Below are 17,585 nucleotides of genomic sequence, written 5' to 3'. Positions count from 1 at the left end.
CTGCAGGCATAAGTCGTTATCTTTATTGGCAAGATGACGGATGCCCAAATTTAAGGATTTGCCAACGCTATGGTGCCGACAGCGTCACCCACAAAAGCCCCAGATATTCCTGCGCGGCTTATCCAAATTACCGATACCCACCTTGGTCCTGCCATTGGCGAGACTTTGTTGGGCTTGGATACCGACCAGAGCTTAGTCGATGTACTTGAGCTCATTGAGTCGGAGCAGGATTCGGTCGATGCCGTTGTTTGCACCGGTGACGTTGCCAGCAATCCCGACCCCAGCTGTTATGTACGTTACCTTGACACCATGCGGCGTTATTTTGATTGTCCGCTAGGTTGGTTGCCGGGCAATCACGATATCACCGCTATGATGCAGCAAGTTATCCACCCGTATTTACCCGCGATGCGTACCATGAAGGTCGGCGAATGGCTGTTAGTGCTGCTCGATTCAAGTGTTATCGGTCATGTGCACGGCGATTTTAGTGCCGCCGAGCTCGAGTTTTTAGAGTGCACGCTCGCCGCGCACCCTAATACCCCGACGTTAGTGTTACTGCATCACCAGCCAGTTAAGGTCGGCAGCGACTGGATCGACCAGTATCAAGTGCGTAGTCACGAAGCCTTTTTTGCCATATTGGATGCACAGCCGCAAGTAAAAGCGGTTAGTTGGGGGCACGTTCATCAAGCCTTTGAAGTAACCCGAGGTAAGCAAAGACTGTTTGCCACCCCCTCGACTTGTGTACAATTTAAGCCCGAGTGTGACGACTTTGCTGTGGATACCTCGATGCCGGGTTATCGCTGGTTTGATTTATACCCCGATGGCCACTTGGCGACGGGTGTATCCCGCGTCACCGACAAAGACTATCAAATCGACTATCGTTCGGCTGGTTACTAACCCATCACAGTTGCCGGCCGGTAGCTAGGATGGGGTAATATGACAGCTCTCATTTATATACATGGCTTTTTAAGCTCTCCGGACTCGCATAAAGCGCAAGTCTTAAAACGCTGGGTGGCCCAGCATGCGCCAGATGTGAGTTTTCATTGTCCACAGCTAACCCCATACCCCGCACAAACCCGCCGCGATCTAGATACTTTGATGGAATTTCTGCAGCCGGAGCCGGTTTGGTTAATCGGCAGCTCGTTGGGTGGCTTTTGGGCGACATGGTTAGCCGAGCATTACGATCTGCCAGCGGTGCTGGTTAACCCATCGGTGCGGCCTTGGGCGTCTATGGTACAGTACTTGGGAGTTGACCTTGTTTCGTATCACACCGATGATAGCTACCGTTTAGAGGCCGCCCATATTGACGAGATGCAAGCTGCCGATTGCACGCCTATTCGACGGCCGCACAATTACTGGCTGATGGCGCAAACCGGCGATGAGGTATTAGATTATCGCCACGCAATTGCAAAGTATCACGGCTGTAAACAGCTGATTGAACCTGCGGGTGATCACAGTTTTGTCGGCTTTGAAAACCATGTTGCCGATATTATGACTTTTTTTCGCGCGTTCTCCGCTATGCGGTAAACGACTGTCCTGCGCCCTTTGCGCAGGGTAACCCTTACAACAGATAATCGTGCATTACACATAAGATATTCTATGGCTAATTATACTGCGGAAGATATTGAAGTTCTTACGGGGCTAGATCCGGTTAAAAAACGTCCGGGCATGTACACCGACACCACACGCCCCAATCACCTAGCGCAAGAGATCATTGATAACAGTGTCGATGAAGCGCTCGCTGGGCACGCAAAACAAATCGATGTCATTTTACACAAAGACCAGTCCATCACCGTGACCGACGATGGTCGTGGTATGCCGGTGGATATTCACCCCGAGCAAGGCAAGCCTGGGGTCGAGGTTATTTTATCAACGCTGCATGCTGGGGGTAAATTCTCTAATAAAAACTACCAGTTCTCTGGTGGTTTACACGGGGTGGGGGTGTCGGTAGTAAACGCCTTATCCGAGCGCTTAGAGGTAACCATTCGGCGCGATGGAGCAGTGCACCGCATTGTATTTTCCAACGGCGATAAAATATCTGACTTAGAGGTGATAGACACTTGCGGTAAACGCAACACTGGCACCAGTGCGCACTTTTGGCCTAATGCCTCTTACTTTGATAGTGCGAAATTTTCGGTCAGTAAGTTGCGCCATGTTTTGCGCGCTAAAGCAGTGTTGTGCCCCGGCTTAACCGTTACTTTTAAAGATGAAACCTCGGGCGAAAAAGACAGCTGGTTTTATGAAGATGGTTTAAAAGATTATTTACGTGGCAACACACATGGTTGGGATGTGTTGCCCGAAGCGCCATTTGTGGGGGATTTTACGGGTAAAACCGCGGGCGTAAGCTGGGCGGTACAATGGCTGCCCGAGGGCGGTGAATTGACCCAAGAGAGCTACGTCAATTTAATTCCTACCGCGCAAGGCGGAACCCACGTTAATGGTTTGCGCACTGGCTTGTTGGATGCGTTGCGCGATTACTGCGAGTTTCGCAATTTAGTGCCGCGCGGTGTAAAACTGGCCCCAGAAGATGTGTGGAGTCAGTGCTGTTATGTACTTTCCTCTAAATTAGCCGATCCGCAATTCTCGGGTCAAACCAAAGAGCGCTTAAGCTCTCGCGAGGCCGCTGCATTTGTGTCGGGGGTTGCTAAAGACGCCTTTGCTTTATGGCTTAATCAGCACACAGAGGAGGGCGACAAACTTGCCGAGCTGTGTGTTAATAATGCGCAATCTCGGGTGCGTTCTAGTAAAAAAGTCGCGCGTAAAAAAATTACTCAAGGCCCAGCCTTACCCGGTAAATTAGCCGACTGTTCTAGTAACGACCCAGCCAATAGTGAGATTTTTTTAGTCGAGGGCGATTCCGCTGGTGGCTCGGCCAAGCAAGCGCGCGATCGCGAATGCCAAGCTATCATGCCGTTGCGTGGAAAAATTCTAAACACTTGGGAAGTCGACTCTAACCAAATTCTTGCTAGCCAGGAAGTGCACGATATTTCGGTAGCGTTAGGCATAGATCCGGCCACGGATGACTTAAGTGGTTTACGTTATAACAAAGTATGTATCCTAGCCGATGCCGACTCCGACGGCCTACACATCGCCACTTTGCTGTGCGCATTGTTTGTACGTCACTTTCGGCCCTTGGTGGCTCAAGGTCATGTCTACGTTGCCATGCCGCCACTGTACCGTATTGATGTGGGCAAAGAGGTTTATTACGCCCTAGACGACAGCGAAAAAGCCGGCGTGCTAGATCGTATTGCCGCCGAAAATAAGAAAGGCCAGGTTAACGTACAGCGCTTTAAAGGCTTGGGTGAAATGAATCCACTGCAACTGCGCGAGACCACCATGGCACGCGACACCCGTCGGTTAGTACAGCTACGTATAGAAGATGGTGATGACACTGTGCAAATTATGGATATGTTACTCGCTAAAAAACGCGCATCCGATAGAAAGGCCTGGCTGGAAGAAAAAGGTAACTTGGCGGAGATTGTTATTTAATTGAACATTTAGTTATAAATTTAAACCATACACATAAGCTTGAGCAAACCTACAGGTTTGTTCAAGTTGGTCATGTCAAATATATAGTGTTGCATTAGACTAATCTCAGCTATTTGACGAGTTCGGTGCTATTTATATCAAATTCTTCATGTCCAAATTAGTATCAGAGCGTTTAATGTGAGGTGGTTATAAGTTCTGTCTAAATTAACTTCTTAATTGTTGACTAAGTTCAAAAAGGTAAGTAGTTTGCGCCGCATTATTTTCATCCTTTATAAATTTTTATACTAATTATTTGGCAAGGACAGGCCGCTTGAGGGTTTTGTGTTGCCTCAATGGAGCGATACGGATGTCCAGCCTTGCTGTTGCTAAACGCGTACTTGCGTTTATTTCAAGCCCTCGGTGTTATCAAACTCTTTTTAGTGCACGCCTATATTCATTGATATATCGCATCAGCAAGCACTGCGTTAGATTATTTATTCCGTTTTTACTTCTAAGCTTTTTAAGTGCTTGTGATAACGGTAAGTCAGCGGTTAATTCAAGCAATCCCTATCAAAATAGTAGTCAAAGCAGCACAAGTACTGCCAGCAGTTCACTGGCAGCATCTTCAGTAAGTTCGTCTACGCCCCAAGAGAATATTAACCTTGGCCCCGCCGAGGGCTACAGCGCTTTTATTTTAAAAGATCTTACTGCCATCTCGTCCAATGTAGGCGGACGCGTGGCTGTGGGCGGTAATGGCAATGTCAAAAATTTCTCTGTAGGTGAAAAACTTAACCCAATAACAGCAGGTGATGTCCTGGTGGTGGGCGGTGATCTTACCCTCCCAAGTGGTCGGGTGTATTACGGCAATGTGCTGGTAGGCGGCTCTTCGGCAGGAGTAGGTACAAGTGTTCGTAATAAAATGGAAGGCGCCTTGGTCGATAACGCCGAAGTTGGCATCGACTTCGAGCAAGCTGGGGTATATTTTCGAGGTTTATCGCAGCAGATCAGCACCGCAGAGCCTAGCTCCACTGTTACCTACCAAGAAGGTGGAGTGCATTTGCATGGGGACTGTGAAAGCCCGCTGCAGGTGTTTCGGTTAGACGGCGCCCAGCTTTTGGCCGTTCACACTTTGGAAATTAGCTGTATCCCCGAAGACGCTTATCTGGTTTTCAATATATCGGGTGAGGATATAGGTTTAGAAAACCTGAAGATGAACGATATGGTTCCACATCGTTCACGCACCTTGTATAACTTTTACGAGGCCGAGCGTCTTACGTTTAAAACCATTGAAATCGAAGGGTCAATATTGGCACCTTGGGCGCATATTTCCCAGTCCGCGGGCTCAGTTAAAGGCCAAATAATTGCTAAGTCTTGGGGTGGCACCATGCAATTGCATTTGCCGGGCTTTGACAATCTTGGCTCTGCCTGGGGCGCGCCAGTAATCGCTGAAGACTTCGGCGTTAATACCATTGCAGGAAGGGCGGTAGAGGCGACCTTAAAGGGCAGTGATCAAGATGGCGATTTACTAACTTTTGTAATCGTGGACGCTCCCCAAAATGGCCAGCTTAGCGGTGATCTACCCAATTTAACTTATACGCCCAATGCAGGCTTCTTAGGGGTAGACACGTTTACCTATCTTGCGAGCGATGGTGAATCGGACTCAGTGTTAGCGACGGTTATCATTACCGTAAAAACTACTAACGATGCTCCTACCGCCAACAGCGCCAACGTAACCGCAGTGCAGGGTGAAGCCCAAGCGATCACCTTGGTGGGCAGTGACATTAATGGCGATACATTAAGTTTCTCCGTCGTTCAGGAATCGTCCCACGGCAGCCTGAGTGGGACAGGGGGAAATCTAATCTACACTCCTAATGTAGGTTTTGTCGGCGATGACAGCTTTACTTTTGTCAGCAATGACGGTTTGGTAGATTCCGCAATTGCCACTATTAATATCACAGTAACAGATGGCCCTAAGGCACCTGTTATTACCTCAATGCCCACGCTTCACGCCGCCACACAAACTACATACCGTTATACGGTAAACGCTACCGACCCAGACGCGGGCGATATACTGACTTACAGCCTCACCGAAGCACCTAGCGGCATGACGGTTAAAGCTACAACCGGCCAAATTCTTTGGGACATAGGGAACCTTACCGAAAGAGACTATCCGGTCACTGTTCAGGTGACAGATAGCACGGGTCTTAGTGATAGCCAGGCGTTTGTTATCAGCATTAATCGTGTTAATTACGCCCCAGTGATTAGCAGTACGCCGATAAACGAAGTGAAAGAAGGCGCCCCATACTCCTACCAAGTAATTGCTAGCGACCTTAATGACGACCAATTGACTTACGGTTTAGTGCAAGCGCCCGAAGGTATGAGTGTTGATTCGCAAACTGGCGTGATCAGCTGGGTCGGTTCGCATGAATGGGTCAATAGTAATCTTGCACCTAATAAATATTGTGAGTTGCCTGTCTCTAGACAGAATCAAGTGCCAGAGGCCATGGATGCTGTAATGTTGTTGGACGGTTCGGGCTCCAATACACCGTTCTGGCCTTTAGTGTCAGATGCATTGGCGCAATTAAACGCAGAGGTCAAGCTTGAGGGGGTAGGCGTTGGCAACTCTCCTAATCTTTTTGGTGTGTCAGGCTTCGGTCGCCCGCAAAAATTTGGTGACGACGAATCATTATTAACTTCCATCAGCGAGGTCTTTAATCGAACGTGGGGCGGTAGAAACGCCTATGGCTCTGAGTACGCGAACTTGGCGCTTGAAGAGACGATTGAGGATTATCCTTTTCGCTCAGAGTTGCCCAGTAACATTATCTGGGTTGCAGATGAACCTGCCCAGGGTTCTCCTTATACCGCTGCTAATTTGCAAAACAACCCCGAAGTTCTTACGAATCACCAATTGGCGGTTCAGGCTTCAGGCGTGGCAGTTCATGGCATTGTGTACACGCTCATGGAGTGTACCAACGGCGATAAATTTATGGGGTTAAATGCCAAGGGGCATGTTTACTCACTGAGCCCAGAAGGGCGTCTATCAACTTGTGAGATTGACAAAACTTTAGAAGATATATTTGACCCGTTAATTTCTAGTAATTTTTCTTATAGCAAGCCTTACCTTGAAACTGCTTTAATGTCGGGTGGCTCGGTATGGGATTGGAAATTTGTAAATAAAGGCACTGATTTTGAACGGGAGATGTTGTTCGGTGCATTGGTCCGCGAACTGTTTGAAGGTGTAACGCAACAAACAGGGCCTTTCGAACAGTTTGATTTAGTCGTTGAGTCGGCTTTAGTGGTAGAGCAAGAGAGTGCCAAAAGCTTGCAGGTGACGGTGGCAAACCGCGGGTTAACTGAGTCTCCTGAGTCTATGGAAGTTCATGTTTTATCTGTGGCCGATGACACATTAATTGCGTCGTACACATCGACATTAGCGTTGACCTCATCTTCGAATCAAACACTACAAATACCGCTGCCTGAGGGCGAATTACCCGATCTGCTTCGGGTAGAGCTGATTCATAGCAGTGATAACGAATGCGATCAAACAAATAATAATTTGTTGCTTCCAATTGCGCAGATAGTTGTCTCCGATGAGTTTGGCGCTTCTGCGCGGCAGTATGTGAGTGTCGTGAGTCAGGACGTCAATGAGCTTCCGGTACCTATAACGGAAGACGATTACTTATTAGCCATCAACCAAACTACAGAATTAAAGCTAGAGTTTTCAGACGCAGACATAGGTGATGCGCATTTTATCTCTGCCAGCTCGGCTCTGCCTTTTGAGTTAGACCCACTTACCGGCACCATTAAGATAACGCCGCCACCAGAAACTGAAGGGCTCTGGCCATTAACGGTTTCTGTAGAAGATCTGGTGGGTGAGCCTCAAGTATTTACCGTTAATTTAAATGTCGAAGGACGCTATCAGACTCCGACGATGGAGTTGATGCCAGTCACTTTGCCGTGGGAACGCGCTGTTTCGGGAGCAAACAACGTTATCGATTTGAATTTAGCGTTTGATCCGGCGGCTGAGATAGAGTATATCTTGCTCGAATCGCCAGAAGGCATGAGCTTTGATGCGTTGACTCACCAACTGCATTGGGATCTGAGTGACTCAGGTGAGTTGGATTATACGCGATCCAATCTGGTGACCTTGGCTGTGATAGATCAGTTTGGTTACTCTCAGGCATTTTCATTTGGTGTAATGTATGACACACCTAACCTCCCCCCGGTCATTACGACTACGCCACCGACAGTGGCGGATACAAATAATCGATACTCTTACAGTTTTAAAGCGGAAGACTCAAATCTAAACGACTTGATCAGCTGGGCTGTTGAAAGTGCGCTAATAGGTTTTGATTTAACCGTAAATGGAGGGTTTGGCAAGAGTGGGCGGCTGTCTGCCAAAACCACTCCCGCTAATTTAGACTCATACGAAGCAGGGCTTCCAGTTTACCCTCATTTTTCTGCAGCAGGGGCGGACGCACCTGTGCTAGCGGCGAAGCGAACCTTACGTAATAAAAATTATATATACGGTAGTCAAGGGCAGTATCTGATTGGGCCGATGCGAGATGATAACGGAAACGGCACGCTGGATCACGATGACGACATGTTGCTTGTTTATCAATCTTACTCTCCACACGTAATAAAAGCTTACGATCTCTATAGCGATACTCTTGCATGGCAGTATCAAGGCGTGGAGTTTCTTTCGGATTATGTATCGCCGGCAATGGCTGACCTAGACGGCGCCGGCGAATCGAGTTTGATATATGTAGATAATGAGTATCGTATTACCGCCGTAGACGGATACGGTAATTTCAAATGGCAGAGTCGTGATGCTGTATCACAGCATAGCTACAGCGGTACAGGTATCGTGCTTAGTGATCTGGAGCGCGACGGGAAAACCGACATTCTATTTGGTGATTCTGTTTTCAATTTTGATGGCAGTTTAAAATGGAGATTTTTTCCTTCTATTAATTTATTTGACCGGGCGTACTCTGGCGCACCTCACGCTCTAGATTTAAATGGCGATGGGCAGTTGGAGGTGGCGTATCTTGATCAAGTTCGTCGTCAGGATGGTAGTTTGCTTTGGTTTATCCCAGGCTTAGAAGGGCTCACAATTTACGATTCTTATATAACGAGCGCCGATATTACCGGCAATGGCTTGCCAGAACTTATAGTGCTGAGTAAAACAAGCTTTAACAGTAATGTGCTCAATATTGTAGACGCGCAAGGGAATCTCGTGAAAACCTTGAGGGGCACTAAGGCCCCTTCGAATTTTGGCCCATTACTGATAGATGACTTTTTAGGCGACGGCACACAATCTATTTTTTCAGCGGCCGATGTGGCCCTTTATGATCTAGATGGCAATGTTATTTGGGATAACGACCTATTAACTGATTATACTCAGCGGCGTGCGTTGGTTGCGGATTTAGATCAAGATGGTCGGCGTGACATACTGATTACTGGAGAGGGACATAAAGATTTACGTTTGTTGTCGGCTATAAACGGTGGAGTAACGTCAGCCTTTCCGGTTAGAAATGCTCGCGATGGGGTGTCTTGGGGCCTGTTAGATCCGTTTGGTGATCAAGTTGGCCGTATTTTTGTTGGAGACGGCGCACAAGCGGTTGAGTTAACTACAGCTGATGGTGGGCCATGGAAGACCGAGTGGGTATCGCTTAATCATATAGATCAACGTCACGGTGAGTTTGGTGTTGATCAACGTTGGCAGTATTCTGGCTCACAAGTCGGTGTTCATGAAACGAGTTATCCTCTGCGTGATATTACTCAACTAGCTGATCTACATATCAGTTATCCCCGCGGAGAATCGCGTACTAACGACGGTTTAATCGACTTGTCTGTGACTATAACAAACGTTAGTCAAGGAGGATTACCTTCTGGCGGAGTCGTCGCTTTATATCGTGGTGAAATCTCTACAGAAACCTTGTTGGCACAGCAGAACCTAACCGCGTTTTCTGCCTTTGAACAGCGTGAAATAATTTTTACGGGGTTAGAAATTACGGAGTTGGGAGATGTGGTCACCGCTGTGGTTGAGCCCGTTGTCGCAAGTGAAGAGATGGAGCGCAACAACAATACAGCGTCAGCGTATACCGCTGAGTTAACCGCGCGCGATATGTCTGATGAGACCGCGACTCAAAATTTCACATTGGGTTTCCATGATGTCGCCAAATCGCAGTCTATGACTTTTTATCTCCCTTCACAGGTAACCGTTGGTGAACCGATATCTGTAGTTGGTGACATTAGCTTAATTGCTAAAGATACGGTTATTTATGCTTACCTTTTGGATGCTCCCGAAGGTATGACGCTCGACCCAGTAACCTATGAATTGAATTGGACACCGAAACCAAGTCAGCTTGGTCGTCATTCGATACAGATAGGCGCGTACTGGAATGATGTGACGCCTCAAATCTCTTATACTCGCTCGATAGACGTGGTTGCATCATCAAGTAATTCTACACCTATTATTACCACAACACCTCCTGCGGCAACATCTGACACAGGTGCTGTAAGCTACCGCGTGCAAGCCTCGGACCCTGACGGTGATGCAATTACTTATGAACTGCTGGATGCCCCTGAAGGTGCTCGGATTCATCCTCGAACAGGTTACTTGCAGTGGATTGCGACGGTTGGTGCACCCAGTGTTGCCTCTTTTACAGTTAAAGCAAGCGATCCATACGGAGAGTCTAACGAGCAAGTGTTTCCAGTTGATGTTACTGAAGTTCGTACTAACCTTGCACCGCAGTTTTTGACCTCTCCAAGTGTTCAGGGGCTGGTTGGCGAGCTTTACCGCTATGAGGTTGCGGCAGTTGACCCCGATGGTGATGTGGTGAGTTTATCTTTGGGCGAATCACCAACTGCTATGACCCTTAATGCTGGTGTCGTGAGTTGGGTGCCGCAGCCAGATCAAACGGGCGAGCAAGTGTACGCTGTTAAAGCTGATGATGGGCGTGGCGCATCTGTAACGCAAACCGTGACGGTCTACGTTAATAACCCGCTAGAGAATCAAGCGCCAGCTATTACCTCCGTGCCTGTAACACAGATGCAGTTAGGCTCGACTTTGGGATACAGCATCGTGGCAAACGATGCCGATGGCGATGCTTTAACGTATCAGTTAGATCAAGCGCCACCAGGGGCCAGCATCTTAGGGAATACATTAACATTTAGCCCGTCTCAGATTGGAACGTTTAACTTTGCGCTAAGCGTTACGGATGGTCGTGGCGGTCGAGCTACACAAACTTTTGTTGTGAACGTGGCAAACCAAGCGACCGGAAACCAAACGCCAGTATGGATCACAGCCCCTGCAGTGGGTACAAAAGTCGGTTTTACCTACCAGTACGCTTTTGCTGCGTCTGATGCCGACGGTGACACGCTTTCTTACTCTTTGCTGGACGCCCCAGAGGGCATGACATTAAGCGGCCAGACTCTCAGTTGGACACCCACAGCCGAAGGCAATGCTAATGTTCGATTGTTGGTATCCGATGGTAGCTTTACAGCGTCGCAAATTTGGACCGTGATTGTGGCCAGTGCAGACGCCCCCTTGACACTGGCTATGAACATCACACCAGCTTTCGTCGACCAAGGTGAAATGGTCAGTGTCCAGCTGGTGGCCGATGGCGCCGTGGGCACGGTGCAGGCGACGCTAAGCGTAGATGGCACCCCTTTAACGGTAAACCCGAACTTAACCGCGACGGTACCTGCTAGCACATTAGGCTTACACCTTTTAGAGGCGACAGTCACCGATGGCGTAAGCTCTGCGTCCGCCATTGGCGAGTTCTTTGTGCGTGATCCAAACAGTACAGAGGATGCACCAACGGTTAGCTTTACCTTCCCAGATTTTGACGCGACAGTGACTGAGCCTATAAAAATTAAAGGCAGCGTATTGGGCGATGATGTGTCGAGTTGGAAGTTGTATTACCGTGAAAAAGGCACAACCAGTCTGATTGAGCTTAATCAAGGCTCTGAGCCAGTAATCAACGGTGTTGTCGGGCAGTTTGACCCCACCATGCTCAAAAACGGTCAGTACCAGCTAGTGCTGCGTGCTTGGAATACCCAAGGTAAAGAAGCTGTGGAGTCTTTGTCTCTCGCGGTAGATGGAGAAATGAAAGTAGGTCATTTCTCCATCACCTTTGAAGACGCTCATGTGCCCCTTGCCGGTATTCCTATTCGCGTGACTCGTACCTACGATTCGCGCCAAGCGCAAGAGTCGCTAGATTTTGGCTACGGCTGGAGCGTGGATTATCAAAATGTGCGTGTGCATACATCGCGTACGGTGGGCCTGGGCTGGCAGTTTCAAAAAGAAGGCTCGGGGCTTAACACCCGTTTTTGCGTAAAACCAATGGGGAACCCTATAATTAGTGTTCGCCTGCCTAACGGTGATTTAGAGAAATTTAAGGCGAAAGCTAGCCCTGAATGTACGCATTTTGTTCCTACCATTGATGTCAGTTTGGTGATGGAGCCACTTGACGGTACACACTCCACTTTGGTGCAGACCGATTACGGTTTACTAAGAGCCATAAATGACAACCTTGTTGATATTGGGGATATAACCAATGCGGTCGATCCCAAAAACTACATCCTGACCACCCAAGATGGTATGCGGTATGTCATCAATCGCGACTTTGGTTTGCATGCCGTTAAAGACACCGCTGACAACCAGCTGACATTCAGCGATACCGGTATTGTTCATTCAAGTGGCGAACAAATTTTCTTTGACCGAGATATTCAAGGCCGTATCGTTGCGTTAGAACTACCCAATGGCAAAAAAGTTAATTACGATTATTCCATAGCGGGGGATCTGGCTGCGGTGGCCAATGCGGAAGCTGAAGTGATGCAGTTTGATTACCTAAGCCCTAAAAACCCGCACTACCTCACGGATATTATTGATCCTCGCGGCATTACCGTGGCACGGAATGAATACGACGATGATGGTCGTTTAGTCGCTCGCATAGACGCCAACGGCAATCGCATTGAATTCGACCATGACATTGATGCGAAAACCGAGACGATCACTAACCGCTTGGGGCATGAGACAACTTATGTTTATAACAAACGCGGTGATGTTACCGCCGAAATCAATGCGTTAGGGCATACAACTCATCGTACTTACGATGAGTTTGGCAATATGCTGACCGAGCGCAACCCTCTAGGATTAACCAAATCCTGGACTTACGACAGCCGCGGCTTACAAATTTCAGAGACCGACGAACTCGGCAATACCACCTATTACACCTACAATAACCGTGGTGATGTTACTCGCATCGAAGAGGCCGACGGATCAACTGCCGCCGTCGCCAGCTACGATGGCCGCAACTGGCTGACGAGCATGCAAGATGCCGCCGGCAACGTTTCGTCTTTAACGTATCACCCGGATGGTAGGGTCCGAAGTGTCTCAGACGCTGAGGGTAATGAGACCCTTCAACTTTACTCAGTTCGAGGCCTTACGTATGAAGAAGAACCCGATGGTACTGTTAAACGTTACACGCTGGACAGTATGGGCAATCGGTTATCGGAAACAGAAACTATTGTGTTAGATGACGGTAGTACCGAAACGATCGTTACCACTTATGAGTACGATGCTGAAAACCGTTTGATTAAAACGACCGATCCGTTAAATAACGTCTCCGAGACCGAGTACGATGCAGCGGGCCTAGAGGTTGCGCGGATTGATGCGCTGGGGCGGCGTACCGAATTCGTATACTCAGACCGGGGCGATTTACTGCAAACCCTTTATGCGGATGGTACGAGTGAGCAGAGTGCGTACGACGCTGAAGGGCAGCGCACCCAATCAACTGACCGGATGGGGCGCACCACTCAGTACGAGTACGATGCTATTGGTCAGCTCGTTAAAACAGTTTATCCAGACGATACAGCCGATACCAGCGATAATCCCACCACTCGTACAAGTTACGACAGAAATGGACGTGTTCAAAACGAATACAATGAACGGAATCATCGTCAGATAAACTTCAATTACGATTATGCTGGGCGAGTCAAGTACCAGATTGACCCGTACAGCCGTTATACGCACTTCACTTACAACCAAAAAGGCTGGCGTACCTCGGTTAAAGACCCAAAATCAAATATTACCAGCTTTGATTACGATGCGACGGGTCGTTTAATCAGTACCATCCACCCTGATGGCACAGAGGATAGTGTCACATACGATGCTCTGGGTCGCGAAACCTCCCGTACGGATCAGGGGGGTAAGACAACGCAATTTGAGTACACTTCAGCGGGTTTGCTGAGCGCTGTAATTGACGCTCACGGTAACCGCACAGAGTACAGCTACGACAGCCGAGGCTTAAAGCTAAGCCAAGCCGACGCAGAAAATAAAGTAACGCGCTGGACGTACGACAAACTGGGCCGCGAGATCAGCCGCACCTTGCCCGAAGGCCAAACGGAAACCTTTCGCTACGATGCTGTAGGCAACCGTACATCGCACACAGACTTTAACGGCGACACTCAGCGATATTACTACGACATTAATGATCGTTTAACTCGGGCAGAGTTTTCCGACGGACGCTCTCATCACTTTACCTATGATGCAGTAGGCAACCGTCTAAGCGCCACCCAAGACGATGGCGAGGGTAATACCCGCGTGACAGCCTACACATTTGATGCCCGCAACCGGTTGATTGAGGAGCGGAAGCCCAATGGGAGCGTGTTGGCTTATGAGTACGATAAAGCCGGTAACCGCACCAATATAACCTTGACGGAGCCGGACAACACTCAGTCCGAAATGGATTTTGCGTTTGATAATGGCAGCAGGCTTTCGTGGGCACAGACAGACGATGGCCGCAGTTACTATTACTACGATGAAAACGGCAACCTTAGGCAGGTGCGCTATCCGAACAGCGTGGCGACTAATTATGCTTACAATGCGCTCAATCGTTTAACACAGGTCGATATTAACAAAAGCTCGACCACGTTAGGTGCGTTTACCTACACCCTAGACCCAACAGGGCGCCGTACCGCCATCGAAGAGCTGAACGGCATCACCCACAGCTACAGCTTTGATGATCTGTATCGATTGGTAAGCGAAACTCAAACCGCCACCGATACTAGCACCCTGCATCAGGCCAGCTACGCCTATGACAAGGTTGGTAATCGCACCCAACAAACCGTCAACGGCATTACCACGGGCTACACCTACAACGCCAACGATTGGTTGCTGCAAGCAGGGGGCATTCACTACGCTTATGACAACAACGGTAATACATTAACGGAAACGGAAGATGGTAGTGTTATTGCCCGCTATGCCTATAACAGCCAAAACAAAATGGTCGAGGCTGTTAAAGGCGGAATAACAACAACCTATTCCTATAACGCTGATGGGATTCGTACCCGTAAAACCAGTAACGGCATTGCCACCCACTTTACGGTGGACAGTAATCGCGACTACGCACAAGTAATATTAGAAAACAGCGCCAACGATAAGCGCTATTACCATTACGGCGATGACCTAATCAGCCAATATACCGCGCAAGACGGTTATCATTACTACGGTTACGATGGCTTGGGCAGCACAAGGTTATTAACAGACGAGCGCGGTGCGGAAACTGCAAGCTATCGTTATGATGCTTGGGGTGATCTGTTAGGCAGTACTGGAGATGTTGAAAATGCCTACTTGTTTACCGGTGAGCAGTATGATGCTGGGTTGGATCAGTATTACCTAAGAGCGAGGTATTACGACCAGAATGTGGGTCGTTTTACGCAGATGGATACGTGGATGGGGCGTTCTCAAGATCCGGTTACACTACACAAGTATTTATATGCCAACACAGATCCCGTAAATTTTACTGATCCATCTGGGAGATTTGGAATAGGTGGTTTTTCGGCATCATCGACTATTCAGGGAGTTCTCACGACGATTAATGTGGCAGGATCGGTTTACGACATATTCTCATTGGCTACTAGCGATGAAGAAATGTCAGCAAGAGATATAGGAACAAATGTTCTACTATCCCTTTTGCCAACTAAACATGTAAAGAGATTTTTCGACAAAATTTGTAAATTAAACAGCTTTGAGGGGGACTCTTTAGTTTCTACGGAAGATGGATTGCGACCAATTTCTGAAATTAGCATTGGAGATAAAGTTTGGTCTTTTGATATCCAATCTGACGAGCTTAAGCTCGAAGAGGTTATTCATGTTATTGTTGGAGAGGGTGAAAAGGAGATGGTTGACTTAATTTTTGACGATGGCTCAAAAGTTGTTTCAACTGCGGATCATCCATACTACTCACCCTCAACAGAAACATGGGTAGTCGCACAAAACTTAAAGGGCGGAGATTATCTCTATAATATCAATGGAGATTTGATTGAAATTATAGAGAGTAAGGCATATACAAAATATACCAAAGTATATAATCTGACGGTGGATAATCACCATGTGTACTTTGTTGGTGCTTTAGCAGTACTTAATCACAATTCCAGCTGTTTTAAACTTAACTCAAGATTAAAGGAGAATCCACGCCTGGCAAAAGAAGCTCAAAAAGCTGCTAAAGACCAAAAAATACAAAGAGATCTTGATGATTTAACAGGCAAGCTAAGTGAAGGAAATTTGAATCCAGGGATAGGTACACGCCCCATAGGGAAGGGAATATCCGAGGCAAGATCAAGAGATGGTGCGAGGGTCTATTTTCGAGTAATCGAAGGTGAGATTCAAATCCTCGGAAAGTCCGGCAAGGCTAATCAGGACATTGTTATTGATGAGATATTGAAGACCTTCAAGTAGGGTGGCTATGATGAAAATAAGATGTGATTCGATTAACTATAGGAAAGGATTTCTGGAGGTCTGTGAAGTTCATAAAGGACGTATAAATTTGGAAGTTTGGGGGGTTCACCCAGATGTGTCAGTTTCTTCTTTTGATGAGCTGAGTGATGAAGATATAATCGGAAATGTTGAGTTGGAGTTAAGCGTTGACAATGCGCAGGAGCTTGTAAAAAGACTAAAGGGTCTACTGTCTGATTTGGAAGCGAAGGCGGAGTCTTGAGATGTTTATGGGTTAAAAAATTTCTGGAAAAGTGGGGTCGTAAGAAACTTCTGACGCGAATTTAAACCAATAGAAGCTGAGCAGCTACTCAAGTGGTAAAGGGTTCCGTATAAGTTGGGAGATCTTTTACGCCATCGCTATGCCAAGTTAGGTGTAGTGATTATCTATCTTCGAGTCTAGATGGTGCCTCACATCCCCCAAGTCAACGACGTGGCCGGCGAGCATAGAGACTGTAAATTAAACTGTGTAACTGCCAGTTTATAAATAGTCCTTTAATCGTAAGCGCCAAACCAACCACCCACTATACGAATCAATCCTAGGCCAGTAACCTCCCAGCTTTCATCAATAGGAGGTTCACATGAAAAAGCATCGCAGCCAATCCGACTGGCTGACTCTGATCGAGGAGTTCGAGCAAAGCGGATTAACTCAAGCCAAGTTCTGTGCCGAACGTGGGCTCAACGCTAAATACTTCAGCCTGCGACGGACAAAGCTTAAAGCTCGTCCTGAACCAAGTAGGTTTTCCCGAACCGTACTGGCCGAGCCTAAGCCGTCCGGTGAGGCAACGATACACTACGGCTCTGTCGCGGTGAAGCTTCCCGCCGGCGATGTGGACACTATCGCACAACTGGTCAAGGCTTTGGCTGCATGATCCAGTGGCCGGCAGATATTAAGGTCTACCTACACCGCGAGCCGGTAGACTTTCGCAAAGCGATTAACGGATTAAGCGTTATCGTTCAGGATGAGATGGCGATTTCGCCTTTTGATCCTGCGCTGTTTGTCTTCTGCAACAAAAAGCGCAGTCAACTTAAGGTGTTGTACTGGGATGAGACGGGTTTTGCTCTGTGGCAAAAGCGCTTAGAGCGCGATAAGTTTAAGTGGCCCAAGCGCTTGCCGGAAGATCCTGTGGTACTGGATCACGAACAGTGGCAATGGCTCTTGCGCGGGTTTGATATCGCTCAATTAAAACCGCATGAAACGCTGTTTTACCGAGACGTTCGTTGATGAGTTTTGGTAAAATAGCGGCATGTCAGAAATCGCACCGCTTGAACACAAAATCAAAGAGCTTGAAGCGCAACTTGAAGAACAAGAAACGCTTTTAAAAAGCCGTGCGAG

At 47.8% G+C, this 17,585-nt stretch carries 6 protein-coding genes; all 6 read left to right on the top strand.

The features are described from left to right. The first annotated feature begins 69 nt into the window (after window positions 1-69). The 6 genes from cpdA (at window position 70) to tnpB (ending at window position 17,474) form a co-directional block, all read left to right on the top strand. On the top strand, window positions 70-894 hold the full coding sequence (gene cpdA, locus GILYN3_RS09095) for a 3',5'-cyclic-AMP phosphodiesterase (protein WP_049722688.1): 825 nt from the start codon (window positions 70-72) through the stop codon (window positions 892-894). A gap of 39 nt (window positions 895-933) precedes the next feature. Continuing rightward, entirely contained in the window at window positions 934-1,524 is a 591-nt protein-coding gene (locus tag GILYN3_RS09090) for a YqiA/YcfP family alpha/beta fold hydrolase (protein ID WP_049722687.1), read from the top strand. Window positions 1,525-1,596: 72 nt separating this feature from the next. After that, complete coding sequence (parE, locus tag GILYN3_RS09085) at window positions 1,597-3,486, top strand: DNA topoisomerase IV subunit B (RefSeq protein ID WP_049722686.1); 1,890 nt, start codon at window positions 1,597-1,599, stop codon at window positions 3,484-3,486. A gap of 346 nt (window positions 3,487-3,832) precedes the next feature. Then, window positions 3,833-16,213: a choice-of-anchor A family protein gene (locus GILYN3_RS09080; RefSeq protein ID WP_049722685.1), complete on the top strand. Its 12,381-nt coding sequence runs from the start codon at window positions 3,833-3,835 to the stop codon at window positions 16,211-16,213. A 617-nt stretch (window positions 16,214-16,830) separates the two neighbouring features. Then, the gene (gene tnpA / locus GILYN3_RS09070) at window positions 16,831-17,121 is read left to right on the top strand and encodes an IS66 family insertion sequence element accessory protein TnpA (protein ID WP_049721475.1); all 291 of its coding nucleotides are present in this window, start codon (window positions 16,831-16,833) and stop codon (window positions 17,119-17,121) included. Further along, complete coding sequence (tnpB, locus tag GILYN3_RS09065; RefSeq protein WP_049721474.1) at window positions 17,118-17,474, top strand: IS66 family insertion sequence element accessory protein TnpB; 357 nt, start codon at window positions 17,118-17,120, stop codon at window positions 17,472-17,474. The genes tnpA and tnpB overlap by 4 nt, the downstream gene beginning before the upstream one ends. Window positions 17,475-17,585 lie beyond the last annotated feature (111 nt).

The sequence above is a fragment of the Gilvimarinus polysaccharolyticus genome, assembly GCF_001187555.1.
In the GTDB taxonomy this organism is placed as follows: domain Bacteria; phylum Pseudomonadota; class Gammaproteobacteria; order Pseudomonadales; family Cellvibrionaceae; genus Gilvimarinus; species Gilvimarinus polysaccharolyticus.
The sequence above is the reverse complement of the archived record's forward strand: the minus strand, read 5'-3'. Positions and strand labels throughout refer to the sequence as shown.